The sequence below is a fragment of the Haloglomus halophilum genome, assembly GCF_024298885.1.
GTDB classification, from domain to species: domain Archaea; phylum Halobacteriota; class Halobacteria; order Halobacteriales; family Haloarculaceae; genus Haloglomus; species Haloglomus halophilum.
The window spans coordinates 577572-590230 of record NZ_CP101166.1 but is presented as its reverse complement, the minus strand read 5'-3'; the positions used below and the strand labels follow the sequence as shown (position 1 = coordinate 590230).

Below are 12659 nucleotides of genomic sequence, written 5' to 3'. Positions count from 1 at the left end.
CGATGGGAGACACGAACGAACGGACCGACAGGGTGGCCGTCGAGACGCCGGCGGACGAGCGGCTGCCGCCGGTTCCCGACGCGCGATACGGGGCCTTCGATGTCGCGGACGGGACGACCGTCCTCTTCGACCGTGAGGCCGAGGACGCCTGGCTCCGCGCCGACTGTGCAGTCGAGGTGGGTCACTGATGGACCAGCACCACGAGGACGACGGCGCAGACCTGGCGGCGGTTCACACCCCGGAGGACGATTCGCTGCCCAGCATCCACCCGGAGCGCTACGGCGCGTTCGAGACCCGAAGCGGCGAGACCGTGCTCTACGACAGCGACGCGAAGGGGGCCTGGATCCGTGCGGACCACTCGGTCGAACTCGGTCGGTGAGGTGCCTGTCCCCACTGTCCGCGTTGTCTCCACTGCTCCCCTGTCTCTGCTGTCTCCGCTGCTCACCGTCTCCGCTGTCGCTCGATACCGGTTCCCCACCGGCACTCTCACGCCGATTCCTCTCGTGTTCATCCGGAGATACCACTCGGTGACGGACAGCTCCGGATGTCCCCACTCTCCGTGCCATTCTCACCATGTATTACCTTCTCCCGGCAATGACTGGCATCACGCTCAGGGTGGTGGAACGTGTCGTGACACACATGCCCACGAACGAGAACCGGAGCGAGGCGACCGAACTGTCGACCGTCCGCACCCCCGACGACGACTCGTTGCCGAGCATCGACCCGGAGCGCTACGGCGCGTTCACCACCCGGAACGACGAGACCATCCTCTACGACAGCGACGCGAAGGGGGCCTGGATCCGCGCGGACCACTCGGTCGAACTCGGTCGGTGAGGCTCACGCCTCGGCGCGCGTCAGCGTCAGCTCCACGACCGTCCCCCGGGGTTCGTTGTCCCGGATACCGACCGACCCGCCGTACCCCTCGATGACGGTCCGCGCGAGATAGAGCCCGAGGCCGCTGTCCCCGTGCTCGCCGGGGGTGAGCACCTCCTCCTTCAGGCCGTTCGGGATGCCGGGGCCGTCGTCGCTGATGCGGAGGTGGGCCGTCTCCCCGTCGGTCGTCCCCGTCACCCGGACGGTCGCCGCCTCCCGGTCGTGATGCTGGAAGCTGTTCCGGACGAGGTTCTCGACGACGTACTTCAGGAGGTCGTCACCCTCGACGGTGACGGCGGGCACGTCGGCCTCGACGGTGCCGCCGGATTCGGGGTCGATGGATTCGACGGCGGCCTCCACCGCCGCCTGCAGGTCGACCGGACGTGGGGGGGTGTCGTCGGTCGTCGCTCGGACGAGGTGGCGGACGTTCTCGACGAGTTCGGCCACCTCGCGGGTCTGCTCCATCGTCGTCCCCAGTTCCTCGTCGAACTCGCCGTCCTGCTGGTCGGCGACCTCGCGGGTGTACGCGCGGACGATCTGCATCTTGTTGAGGACGTTGTGGCGCAGCAGGTTGTTGAGGAATCGAAGGCGGTCACGTTCCTCGCGGACGTGTTCGGCTGAGACGCGGGCGCGCTCGGCCCGGCGGGCCGCCTCGACGCTCCGTGCCTCACTGGTGCCGATGGCGACCCCGGACGCGGTCCCGACGCCGGTGAGGAACTGGAGGAGTTCGAACCACTCGAACAGTCCACCCCCCTGGACCAGTGCGACCACGATGATGATACTGCCGAGGACCCCGCCGCCGATGAGCGTCCAGCGGAGCAGGCGTGGCTGGTGTTCCGTCCCAACCCACCGGTTCCGCGCCACCACCCAGAGACCCGTCGTCGCGGCTCCGGGCAGACTCGCGACCGCCGTGATGAAGAACTCGCTGTCCGGTGTGACGGTGTGGTAGGCGGCGCCGCTGGCGACGAGTGCCAGGCCCAGCACTGCGACCGTCCAGCCTGCGGCCTCTTCCGGTATCGCGTCCGGGAGCTCTCCGGCCGTGTGACTGAAGGCCATCTTCGGTTCGGTACTCGTCCACACGACAAAACGGTTTGGGCGTACTCGGTGACAACTGACACTCGATACGGCCGATTCCCGCCGCGTCCGACGTTCCGTACCAGCCCCTCCATACGAGCGAACCGGTCCGTACCCGTCCGTGCCCGTGCGTACCCATCCGTACCAGCCGGTCGCAGTCAGCCTCGCCGCTCGCCGGGGGATTATGCCGCTTCGGCCCGGACGGGGCGGTAGATGACACGGTCCCGCCGTCGCGTCCGGGTCGCGGCTCGCTCCGTACTCCTCGCGGTCCTCGTCGTCACGAGCACTGTCGCAGTCCCGCTCGCGGGGATAGCGGCCGCGGAGACGGGGGCCGGGACCGACTCCGCCACGGTCACGCGCGCGGCCACGACGGCCGGACCCACGACGCCACACGGCGGCGTCGACATCGAGTTCACCTCGTCGCTGACGCCCGAGCGCCCCGGCGAGATCGGTGTCGACGCCCGCTTTACCATCCCCGACGGCGTCACCTCGCTGACCGCGGAGGTCCCCGAGGGGGTGACGGTCACGAACACCGAGGGGTTCAGCCAGCGCGGCCCCCGCCAGTACGAGTGGACGCGGACGACGAACCGGCCGTCGCTGTCCTACCGGCTGCCCGTGAACGAGACCGTGACGCGCGGGCGCGAGGGCGCCGAGACGAGCGGGTACCTCTTCGTCGACACCGGCGAGTGGGCACTGACGAAGGTCCCGCGCCTCGGCGTGACCTACTCCGGGACGGGCCAGCGCCAGCCCATCCGGACCGACCACGCGGTCGCGGGCGAGGGTGTGGCCGGCGAATCGCTCCTCTTCCTCGGCCCGGTCGACACGACGACCCGCGAGGTCGCGGGGCAACGCATCACGCTCGCCGTCCCGGAGGCTGCCGACCTCCGTGACTCCCGGGCCGACGTGCTCGGCGCGCTCGCGGGCACCGCCCGCACGCTGACACTCGGCCCGGCCGACGACGAGGTCCTCGCCATCACCGCCCCGACCGAGGGCGTCGAGTACGGTTCCACGGGGCTCCAGCGCGGGCCCGAGGACTTCTGGGTCCGTGACGTGCAGCGCCTCGACACTCCGGAGAACGTCTGGTCCCACGAGTACGTCCACACCCGGCAGACGTATCGCCCGACGACGGAGACGCGCTGGACGTACGAGGGGATGGCCGACTACTACGCCGCCAGCCGGGCACTCCGGAGCGGCCGCATCAACTACTCGCAGTTCCAGCGCCACCTGAACATCGGCACGCGCCAGCGCTACGGCGACGTGGTCCTCGCGGACCCGGACACGTGGAGCGGGACGACCGCCCACTACTGGAAGGGGGCGCTGGTGTTCGCCGCCATCGACCGACAGATACGGGTCGAGACCGACGGGAGCGCCACCCTGCAGGATGCCATCCGGCGCGCGCAGGACCGTGCCGATGGCGGCCGCCTGAACCAGTCGATCTTCCTCGCCAGCATCGAGGCTGTCGGCGGCGCCGACTCCCGCGAGGTCGCGCGCCGGTACACCGAGACCGACGCGGCGCCCGAACCGCCGAACCGCTCGGAGTACGCTCGCGTCTTCGGCGGCCTCGCCGACCTCGACTACCGCTTCGAGGAGTTCCGCCTCACGGGGCCCTACCGGAACACGACCGTCGACCGGCTCCCGACGCTCGTCCCGGGCGAGCGGGTCGTCGTCCGCGCGACCGCCGAGAACACCGGAGACGCCGCCGGGGAGTTCGCCATCACGCTGCGCCGGGGTGACCGCGCGGTCGGGACCCGGACGGGCGAGCTCGACGCCGGCGCCACGGCCGACCTCTCCTGGACGGTGCCGTTCGACGCCGCCGCGGACACACAACTCCGCCTCGGCGAGTCCAGCCGTGCCGTCACCGTTCGGCCGCCCGCGACCCCCACCGTTACCGGGCTGGAGGTGCCCGAACGTATCGCCGTCGGCGAGTCCGTCACGGTCCGTGCACTCGTCCGGAACCCGGCTGAGCGCCCGGCCGACGGGACCCTCACCCTCACCGTCGACGGGGAGCCGGTGGCAGAACGTACCCTCCGGCTCGCGCCGGGTGAGTCCGTCACGCTGACCGGGACCGCGACGTTCGACACACCCGGCGAGTACCCCGTCGAGGCTGGCGCCCGCGCGACGACCGTCACGGTCCGCGATTCGACGCCGACCCGGACGACCGCCGGGCGACGTGGTCCCGGCGACGGGACCGCCGCCCCGTCGACGGACACCGCCGGCAGCGATGGGACGGCCCGGGGAACCAGCGGTGGTGACGGCCGCGGCAGCGGTGGGTCGGCCTCGTCCGTCACGGCGACCGGGACGGCGACCGGGTCGCCGGTGACACCCTCCGGCGCGGGTGGCGCCGGATTCGGGGTCGGCGTGGCGCTCCTCGCGGCCGCACTTCTCGCCCTCGGTGCGGCCCGACGAGGCCGGGACGGCGGCCGCACTCGGGGCAACCGATAACAGGCCGCCACCCGACCGCCGGGTCATGGACGAGACGCCCGACGACGCGGCGACGGACGGAGCCGGTGGCGACCCGGCCGACAGACGCGACCTCGATGCGACGGCACTGACCGAGCGTCTGCGTGCCGAGCGACGGGCCGTGAGCGACGAGGGACGCCCCGAGGCCGTCGAACGCCAGCACGAGCACGGGAAACTGACCGCCCGCGAACGGGTGGCCCACCTCTGCGACGACGGGAGCTTCGACGAACTCGGGCAACTGGCGGCGCCCGCACCGACCACGCCCGAGACGGTCGACTGGGAGCGCGAGGACGCCCCTGCCGACGGCGTCGTGGCTGGAATCGGCGAGGTCGAGGGTCGGCCGGTCGCCATCGCGGCGACGGACTTCACCGTCAAGGGCGGCTCCATCGGCCACACCGGCGGGCACAAGCTCGAACGGCTGTACGACCTCGCCATCGACCGCGGGTTCCCGGTCGTCAACCTCCACGACGGCGGCGGCCACCGCATCCAGGAGGGGCTGGATGCCCGCCCGACCGCGCAGGGAGACGGCGGCCTGTTCCGCCAGCAGACGAAGCTCTCGGGCTGGGTCCCGTTCGTCTCGGCGATGATGGGACCGGGGTTCGCCGCGCCGACCAACTTCTCCGTGATGGCCGACTTCGTGCCGATGGTCGAGGGCTCGACGCTCGGCGTGGCCGGGCCCTCCCTGGTCGAGGCCGCGCTCGGAACGGAGGTCCCGAAGGAGGAACTCGGCGGCGCCGATGTCCACACCGTGCGGACGGGGATGGCCGACGCCGCGTACCCGGACGACGAGGCGTGTCTCGACGCCATCGCGGAGTGGCTGTCGTACCTCCCGCGCAACTGCCGGCGCGACCCGCCCGCGGTCGAGCCCCGCGCTCCCGAGCGCGACCCCGAGGACCTCGTCGACGTCATCCCGGCGGACCCGAAGAAGGGCTACGACGTGCGCGATGTCATCGCGGGCGTGGTCGACGCGGGGTCGGTGTTCGAGCTGAAGTCACGCTACGCCCGCAACATCGTCACCGCCTTCGCCCGCGTCGAGGGCGAGCCCGTGGGTGTCATCGCCAACGCGCCCCGCGTGATGGCCGGCACCATCGACACGGACGCCTCCGAGAAGGCCGCCCGCTTCGCGTCGCTCTGTGACGCGTTCGATCTGCCCATCCTGCTGTTCGAGGACACGCCCGGCGTCCTGCCGGGGCCGGACTCGGAGGCCGAGGGTGTCGCCCGCCACGCCGGCAAGCTCCCCTTCCAGCTGAACCGGGCGACAGTCCCCATCGCGAACGTCGTTCTCCGGCGGGGGTACGGGTTCGGCCACGTCGCGATGGGGGGCGGCCGGTCGGCGCGCAACGACCTCACCGTCGTCTGGGCGACGGCGGAGGTCGCGGCGATGGGTATCGAGGGTGCTGTCGACATCGCGTATCGCCGGGAGATACAGGCGGCCGACGACCCCGAGGCCAAGCGCGAGGAGCTCGTCGCGAAGTTCCAGGACCGGACCGGCGCCATCCGCGCCGCGTCGGGCGTCGGCGTGGACGCGGCCATCGCACCGGGCGAGACACGCGGCCGCATCGCCCGGATGCTCGCCCGTGCGGACGAGGAACTGGAGGCGGACTGGCCGCCGAAGAAACACCATATCGACCCGATCTGAGACCGTTCAACCGGGCGCTCCCAGCCGAGGCCGTCCCACCGCTCTCGGGGCCGTCTCAGACGAACAGCGCGCCGTACACCGTGAACGCGAGGAGGGCACCCCCCACCAGCGACAGGACGAGGCCACCCAGGAGGAACGTGTCCCGGCGGTCCGCGCGTGTCTGGTCGTAATACTCGGGATTCTCCTCGGGACCGACCGCCGCGACCCGCTCGGCGTACCGCTCCTGGTACTCGATTGCCCGCTCGGGCCGCAGGAGGAGGGCGAGGCCGGTCGCGAGGATGGCCGTCGAGAGGCTGCCCACCGCGAGGAGTTCGACGAACATGCTGGCCGGGTCGGGGCTCCGGTGGCAAACGCCTTGGGGGCCGGCCGGGACGGTGGCGCCGTCTGCCGCGCGTCGGACGCCCGCGCCGCCGACGGAAACGCTTGTCCGGCCCCCGCGAGTCCCTCCGACCGATGAACAAGAAGGGTCACGTACTGAACGGTGTCCTGCTGGCCATCGGGCTGGGGTACGTTCTGGAGCCGGCCGGGGATTTCGAGACGTTCCGCACCATCGCGATGACGCTCGTACCGGTGACGCTGGGCGCGCTGTTCCCCGACATCGACACCGCGTTCGGGAAGCACCGCAAGACGTTCCACAGCCTCACCGTACTGGCCGTCTTCGTCGCCTACCCCATCTACCTCGACAACCTCCACTACGTCTGGATCGGCGTCCTCAGCCACTACGTGCTCGACATGGTCGGGTCGAAGCGCGGCATCGCGCTGTTCCACCCGCTCTGGGACGAGGAGTTCGGGCTCCCCTTCGGCGTCAAGACGAGCAGTTCGTACGCCGACGCCGTGACGCTGCTCGTGACGCTTCTGGAGCTCGCCGTGGTCGCCGTGTTCGTCCACGTCGTCCCCGGCCTCCTCCGGGACCTCGCGGCAGCGCTGCCGTTCGCACCCGGCGTGGGGAACGAGCCCTCGACCGCCGTGTTCGGCTGGCTGGTCGGGGCCGTCGCTGGCCTGCCCGTCTGAGCTAGTAGACCGACACGTCGTCGAACCGGCCGTCGTAGGCGATATGTCGTGGATGGGTCGGCTCGGTCCCCTGGAGGAACAGGCGGTCGACCTTCTCCCAGGTGTTCTCGTACAGCAGGTGTGCGGTCTCGGCCGCACAGCGGGCGCCGTGTCCGGGGCCGTCGCGGTGGTGGACCCGCCGAGGAGCGCCCGTCTGGAACGCCTCGACGAGCTCGCGCTCGGACCAGAGCGGCTCCTCGAACGTGGTCCACACCTCGCCGATGGTGCCCCGGAGGTGGGCGTACGACGAGCCGAACGGTGACAGACCCGTCTCCCGGGCGAGTTCCAGCGCCCGCTCGTTGTGGCCCGGCAGATGCTTCGGGTTGTACACCTCGATGGCGTCGACGGTATCACGGTACTCGGCGAGGTCGTCGGCGTCGAGGCTGACGGTCGCGAACTCCGGATGCGGGGCGAGGACGGCCGCGTCCTGGCGCCGGAACTCGGCCATCGCCGCGTCGAGCGTGATGAAGTCGGGAACCGGTTCGGAGAGCCCGACCGCGAGGACGTGCTTGCGCTCGCGGAAGCTCCCGGTGAACACTTCGCGAGCGGGCAACACGAGCAGCTCCTCGTCGGAGAACCGGCGCGCCCGGGCCCGAATGTCGGGGAGCCGGGTGAAGTGGGGCGCGTAGATGAGCGCATCGAGCCCCCGGCGTTTGGCCCGCTGGACGACCCGGTCGTCGAGAATCTTCACATGAGGGTCGACCCGGAACTCGCTCTCGGTCACTGGTGTCGGGTCAGGCATGCGGGGGCTAAGCCGTTGCGGGTTCGGGACGGCGACGACCGACGCCACGGCGGCCGGGTGTCTCTGTTCCGGCTCAGTCGTCCGCCACCGCGGGCGTGGTCGGCGCCGCGGGCTCGGGGGCGGCCTCCTCCGATACCGGCGTCCACTCCAGGTCCTCCTCGTAGTGGAACGCGCGGTGGTCCTGGGTCGGGTCGACGACCGTCAGCGAGAGCCAGTCGTTGTCGAGCAGCTCCGCCAGCTCCCCGTGCTCGGCGAGGACCTCGGTGACGCGGTCGACCGGCGCGTGGACGACCGTCGAGAGGCGGAGCGGCTGGTGGTGTGGCTGGTCGTCGGCCGCCATCAGCGACTGGAGCGGGAGCCCGGTCATCAGGTCGCCACCGTTGCCCTGGTAGACGCCGACGTTGCCGACGGGGTTGTGGGTCACCTTCGAGCCGCTGCCGTAGACGGCGTTGTCGACCGTCGAGAAGTAGTACTGGGTGTTTATCCACTGGGTGACGACCATCGGCCCGGTCATGATGGCCTCCAGCGCCTCGCCATCGGGGTCGGTCGACCAGTCGTAGGAGTGGAGGAACGCGCGGCCGTCGAGGTCGAGGTCGCTCGTCAACTCACGGGGGCCGACGACGAAGCCGGCGTTGCCGGCCAGGCCCCACTCGGGGCGGGTCTCGGCCCAGTCGGCGGCGCGGCGCTCCACCTCGTCGACGCCCGACCCGTCGGCACCCATCGACGCGGCGCGCTCGGCGGCCGCGTGCTCGCGGGCGGTGGCGAGGTCGGCGCGCAACTGCGCGAGGTCCTCGGCGTGGCTCTCGGGCACGTCGCCGTCGTACAGCTCGACCTCGTCGGTCGTCGTGTTGTGCTGCCCGGCGAGGAAGACGGTGTCCTCGGGGACCTCGTGGCCGCGTTCGCGGAGCTTCGCCTGCACCTCGGTGTCGTTGCAGATGGTCGCGAGGACGCGGGCGCTCGGCCCGCCGGGGTTGCCGGCGCAGGCCCCACAGTCGAGGCTCGAATCGTAGGGGTTGTTGGCCGTCTCGCTGGCGTGGCCGGTGAAGACGACGAGGCGGCCGAACGCCTCCCAGCCCATCAGGTCGAAGGCGGTTGCGGCGTACTCGACCTTCTCCTCGGTCGTCAGCCCCACCGGCAGGTCGCCGGCGTACTGGTGCTGGTGGTGGACGAGCGGGTCACAGAACTCGTGCTCGTCGGGCACCGACCCGTCGGCGGCGGTGACCAGGTCGCGGACGCGGCCGGGGACGAGCGTCCGGGCCGCGAGCGCGAGCCCGTAGCCGCTCCCGGCGGTCTCGACGTAGCCGTAGGCCGTCGCGGCGTTGGCCTTCAGCGTCTCGACCGTCTCGGTGGCGGCCTCCCGGAGGTTCGACCAGCGGTCGTGGCGTGCCTGGGTGTCGTCGTCGGTCGGGAAGTCGGTGACGTGGTGCTGTGGGTCGAGGATGGGCGGGCAGGCATCGACCGCCATGTCGGCGTCGTACCCCTGGTACTCCATCGGGATACCGAAGAAGCCGGCGTATCCGTGGGTCTCGTAGTCGCCCGTCGACTCGATGTGACGGCGGATGATCTCCGAGCGGGTGTCGATACAGAAGACCAGCTGGGCGTCCGGGCGGCCCGACGCCTCGCCGTCGGCCAGCGACCGGCTCTCCGTGGCGATGCCCTCGACGAGGTCACCGCGGTAGGTCGCCTCCCACGCGCGCAGGAACGCCCGGGCGAGTTCGTCGGCCGGGTTCGCGTCGACGCTGTCGTTCGATGGCTCGATGTCGGTATCGACCGCATCCAGCAGTGCCAGGCGCACCGCGAGGTAGCCCTTCAGCGAGATCGGGTACGTCGACTGCCACTCGCCGTCGTCCGCGGCCCGCTGCTTGATGAACCCCGTCCAGCCGGGGAGGGCGGTCAGCTGCTCCTCGAGGATGGGCACCCACTGGCTCTCCGGGAACGGTGCCAGCACCGTCTTGATGGCCTCTGACGGCCGTTCGGGCAGGTCCGCGACGACCCCCTCGTCGGGGATCTCGCCGTCGTGTTCGGCCACGCCACGGAAGGCGGTGTAGAACCCCGCCTCGCGGTTCGGCATCGGCCAGTGGGCGCCCCCTTCGTCGAGGAAGGCCGACAGCCACTTCGCCAGCACCCGGTCGACGTGGTCGGTGGGGGTGTCGGCCTCGTCTGCCTCGCTGCCGGTCGCATCCGCCATGCGGTCGAGCAGCGTCTCGGGGTCGTCCTCGTAGCCGGCCGCGGCGAGCTCCGTCTCGAGGAGCGCCGGGTCGATCTGCCCGCGGTCCAGCGCCGCCCGGAACGTCTCGGGGTCGGGATAGCCACGGCCACCCAGCAGGTCGGCTGCCTGTTCGACCGCCTGGTCGAACGGCTGGTCCTCGAACCCCGAGAGGGGGTTGGCGGTCACGAACGAGTGGATGGGCCAGAGCGAGCCCACGACGGTCGCTGCCCTGTCGATGCTGTCGTCGATGGCGGATTCAGTACTCATTGTAGTCCTCCGTGGAGGTCAGCACGCTGTCCGGGGATGGCTGGCTGGCGTTCAGCAGCGCCACGTAGAGCCGCTGGCTGTGCTCGTGGACGCCGGTCTCGATGGCGACGTAGATGCCGACGAAGATGGCTGCGAGGATGCCGTGGAGCAGGGTCAGCTCCGTCGGCACCGCGACCATGGGGAGGCCGGAGAGGAGTCCGGACACCGCCCCGTAGACCACGGCGTAGACGACGATGGCCGGGAGGAAGACCAGCGGAACGGCCGCGTACCGGGCCGCCCTCGGAAGCGAGGTGTGCTGGACCGTACTCCGGGCGGCGTGGAGCGTGGTGAAGACCACGAAGACGGTCAGCAGGAGGCTGCTGTCGACGCTCGTCCCTTTCCCCGTCAGCGCTGCGAAGAGGACGCCGCCAGCCAGCCCGGTCAGCACCGTCACGACGCCGCCAGCGACGCTCGGAAGCGGCCCCGTCGTGTGCGGGGTCCGCTCGCTCGGGCCGGTGTGTTCGACCTGGCCGCCCGCGCTCAGGAACTGGTAGGCCTTGTAGAAGCCGTGCAGGATGAGATGGGTGATGGCGGCCCCGAAGAAGCCGAGCCCGGCCTGCATGAGCATGAACCCCATCTGCCCGACGGTCGAACAGCCGAGCTTGCTCTTGATGTCCGGCTGGACCGATTTCAGGAGCTTCCCGCCGATGGCGCTGGCCCCGCCCACGGCGACCACCGCGAGCATGAGCGCGGGGTCGACGGTGATGACCGGGGCGAAGCGGGTCAGCAGGATGCCGCCCGCGTTGACGAACCCGGCGTGCATCAGCGCCGACGCCGGCGTCGGGGCGGTCATCGAGGAGAGCAGCCAGGTGTGGAACGGCACCAGAGCGGATTGGATCATCGCCGCGAGCACGAGCGCGCCGGCGGCGACCAGCCAGACCGGGCCACCGAGCGTGTCGGCGGCCCCGGCGATGCCGGAGACCGTCGTCGCGCCGGTCGTCCACCACAGGGCCGTCAGCGCGACGCCGAGGAGCGCGCTGCTGGCGAGGAAGTGCCTGCGGGCGACCGTCGCGGCCGCCTGTGCCTGCTCCCAGCCGCTGACGGTGCCGATGAGGGTCGCCATCAGCAGGCCCATCGCCAGCCACAGGACGCCGAACAGGGCGAGGTGGTCGGCCGCAACCAGCCCCATCACGACCACCGTGAACCCGAACATGGTGGCGAAGAAGCGCGTCTCGTGGGCGCTTCCGGCCATGTAGCGCCGCGAGTAGCTGTGCACGATGCCGCTGAAGAAGGTGACGACCACCCACATCAGGACGGTCAGCCCGTCGACGGCCACCAGCCCGGGCACCTCCCACGCGCCCCCGCCCCGGACTCGGAGTGCGAGCGCAGCGATGCTCGCGGCCAGCAGCGACCAGACGAGCCAGGTGAGTGCGACGGGCACGAACGGTGACTCGGCCGTCGTGTCCGGAAGTGGTCCGACCGTCGTCGATGAGCTGTGTCCTGACATCGTTCGTCCAGCGGCCAGCCACGACCACCGGGGACCCGGTGAACCGTTACTGGTCGTCTTCGCCTCCTTCTGAGAACAGTTCGGTTGTTAAATCTACCTATCCGACCAGTTCGTTCGAACTGGCTGGTATTATAGAACATTATGGTCTGGCAAGGGTTGCGTGATCCGATAGCGGATATACCGGTTCGGGCCGCTCGGGAGGCGCAGGGCGAGGCGGATTCCGATGTCGGGGTCGCCACGTTCGCTCGGCCACCCGTCGGGATACGACAGTCAGCTCTCGTCTCCGGGCTCGAACCTGCTGAAGGGTGTCGTCTCGTGGCTCCGGACGAGCACCTCGTCGGCGACCGTCAGTCCCATGTCGAGGAGCGCCTGTGCGACGGGTGTGATGTCGCTGTCGGACTCGCCGACGGCCGTCACGAGGAGGTTCTGTTCGCCGGTGACCAGCTCCTGGACCGAGATGACGCCGTCGATCCCCAGGATCTCGGGGATCATCTCGCCGCGCTCGGGGATCGAGGCGGTGCAGTAGAGCAACATCCGGAGCGGGTACCCCGACCGCTGGTAGTCGACGCTGGCGCTGTACCCCTTGATTATCCCGTCGGACTCGAGGCGCTGGATGCGCTTGCGGACCGTGCTGTCCGAGGTCCCGGTTCGCTCCGCGATGTCGCCGGACGACATGTTCCGGGCGTCCTCCTGGAGCGCGTGCAGGATCGCCCTGTCGACGTCGTCGAGGTCGTCGTCGGCCATGCGAGGAACTCCGCAGCAGAGCCACTTTAGTTTGGACCCGCGCACGCCATCGGTCCCGGGCGGGGGCCCGGTATCCGATATCGCCCGTTCGGCTCCTGCTCGTGGTCGTGCGTGG

Annotated in this window: 12 protein-coding genes; 6 read left to right on the top strand and 6 right to left on the bottom strand. The window is 70.7% G+C overall.

Going from position 1 to position 12659, the window contains the following annotated elements; all coding sequences use genetic code 11:
• Positions 1 to 2 precede the first annotated feature (2 nt).
• The 3 genes from NL114_RS02915 (at position 3) to NL114_RS02905 (ending at position 834) form a co-directional block, all read left to right on the top strand.
• A complete protein-coding gene (locus NL114_RS02915; protein WP_254823306.1) occupies positions 3 to 188 on the top strand; it encodes a DUF7331 family protein in 186 nt (61 codons plus the stop codon).
• Positions 188 to 379, top strand: coding sequence for a DUF7331 family protein (locus NL114_RS02910; RefSeq protein ID WP_254823305.1), 192 nt, complete (start codon positions 188 to 190; stop codon positions 377 to 379). The genes NL114_RS02915 and NL114_RS02910 overlap by 1 nt, the downstream gene beginning before the upstream one ends.
• Before the next feature lie 260 nt (positions 380 to 639).
• The gene (locus tag NL114_RS02905) at positions 640 to 834 is read left to right on the top strand and encodes a DUF7331 family protein (RefSeq protein ID WP_254823304.1); all 195 of its coding nucleotides are present in this window, start codon (positions 640 to 642) and stop codon (positions 832 to 834) included.
• 3 nt (positions 835 to 837) lie between these two features.
• Here the strand turns inward: NL114_RS02905 and NL114_RS02900 are convergent, their stop codons facing one another.
• Complete coding sequence (locus NL114_RS02900) at positions 838 to 1929, bottom strand: sensor histidine kinase (protein WP_254823303.1); 1092 nt, start codon at positions 1927 to 1929, stop codon at positions 838 to 840.
• Positions 1930 to 2160: 231 nt separating this feature from the next.
• Between NL114_RS02900 and NL114_RS02895 the strand changes: the two genes are divergently transcribed.
• Positions 2161 to 4389, top strand: coding sequence for a hypothetical protein (locus NL114_RS02895; RefSeq protein WP_254823302.1), 2229 nt, complete (start codon positions 2161 to 2163; stop codon positions 4387 to 4389).
• A 25-nt stretch (positions 4390 to 4414) separates the two neighbouring features.
• Positions 4415 to 6046, top strand: a complete 1632-nt coding sequence (locus NL114_RS02890) for an acyl-CoA carboxylase subunit beta (protein ID WP_254823301.1) — start codon at positions 4415 to 4417, stop codon at positions 6044 to 6046.
• A gap of 55 nt (positions 6047 to 6101) precedes the next feature.
• On the opposite strand, the gene NL114_RS02885 is transcribed toward NL114_RS02890, so the two are convergent.
• Positions 6102 to 6368, bottom strand: coding sequence for a hypothetical protein (locus tag NL114_RS02885; RefSeq protein WP_254823300.1), 267 nt, complete (start codon positions 6366 to 6368; stop codon positions 6102 to 6104).
• Between the two features lie 131 nt (positions 6369 to 6499).
• On the opposite strand from NL114_RS02885, the gene NL114_RS02880 reads away from it, so the two are divergent.
• Positions 6500 to 7057: a metal-dependent hydrolase gene (locus tag NL114_RS02880; protein WP_254823299.1), complete on the top strand. Its 558-nt coding sequence runs from the start codon at positions 6500 to 6502 to the stop codon at positions 7055 to 7057.
• Position 7058: 1 nt separating this feature from the next.
• Here NL114_RS02880 and NL114_RS02875 read toward each other — a convergent pair whose 3' ends face one another.
• The 4 genes from NL114_RS02875 to NL114_RS02860 form a co-directional block, all read right to left on the bottom strand.
• Positions 7059 to 7820: a PHP-associated domain-containing protein gene (locus tag NL114_RS02875; protein ID WP_254823298.1), complete on the bottom strand. Its 762-nt coding sequence runs from the start codon at positions 7818 to 7820 to the stop codon at positions 7059 to 7061.
• 91 nt (positions 7821 to 7911) lie between these two features.
• Complete coding sequence (locus NL114_RS02870; protein ID WP_254823297.1) at positions 7912 to 10314, bottom strand: DUF2309 domain-containing protein; 2403 nt, start codon at positions 10312 to 10314, stop codon at positions 7912 to 7914.
• Positions 10304 to 11800 carry a proton-conducting transporter transmembrane domain-containing protein gene (locus NL114_RS02865; protein WP_254823296.1) on the bottom strand — a complete coding sequence of 499 codons (1497 nt, stop codon included), beginning with the start codon at positions 11798 to 11800 and terminating at the stop codon, positions 10304 to 10306. The genes NL114_RS02870 and NL114_RS02865 overlap by 11 nt, the downstream gene beginning before the upstream one ends.
• A gap of 270 nt (positions 11801 to 12070) precedes the next feature.
• Entirely contained in the window at positions 12071 to 12544 is a 474-nt protein-coding gene (locus tag NL114_RS02860) for an Lrp/AsnC family transcriptional regulator (protein WP_254823295.1), read from the bottom strand.
• Between the last annotated feature and the right edge of the window lie 115 nt (positions 12545 to 12659).